This window comes from Blastomonas sp. UPD001 (assembly GCF_003426715.1).
Taxonomy (GTDB): Bacteria; Pseudomonadota; Alphaproteobacteria; order Sphingomonadales; family Sphingomonadaceae; genus Blastomonas.
In genome coordinates this window covers 1-533 of record NZ_QKVT01000174.1, presented here as the reverse complement: position 1 = coordinate 533, position 533 = coordinate 1, and the positions used below count along the sequence as shown (strand labels likewise).

Below are 533 nucleotides of genomic sequence, written 5' to 3'. Positions count from 1 at the left end.
CCGACGATCTCGTCATTGTTCAGCTGACCCTGGAAGCCATAGTCGAGCCCGACCACGGTCAGGCCATGGTGCAACAGGTTGGTGAGGATCGAGAAATGCGTGGTTTCCTGGCCGCCATGCTGGCTGGCGGTCGAGGTGAACGAGGCACCGACCTTGCCGACCAGCGCGCCCTTGGCCCACAAGCCTCCGGTACGATCCCAGAAGGCTGCCATCTGGCTCGACATGCGGCCAAAGCGCGTGCCGGTGCCGACGATGATCGCGTCATAATCGGCCAGTTCCTCGGGCGTCGCGATCGCGGCTGCCTGGTCGAGCTTGAAATGGCCCGCGCGCGCAATTTCTTCGGGGACGGTTTCGGGGACGCGCTTGACCGTCACCTCGGCACCTTCGCCGCGCGCGCCTTCGGCGACCGCTTCGGCCATCGTCTCGATATGACCATAAGTCGAGTAATAGAGCACCAGAACCTTTGCCATGCGAATTCTCCTTCGTGAAATGCTGGAATGAAAGGGGTGCCCCGCCGCCCGAGGGGGAAGGCG

The 533-nt window shown here is 63.2% G+C and carries 1 protein-coding gene; it reads right to left on the bottom strand.

Annotated elements, in window-relative coordinates; translation table 11 throughout:
* Positions 1-470: NAD(P)H:quinone oxidoreductase (wrbA, locus tag DM995_RS20285; protein ID WP_116970851.1), on the bottom strand; the 470-nt coding region annotated here is incomplete at its 3' end.
* Positions 471-533 lie beyond the last annotated feature (63 nt).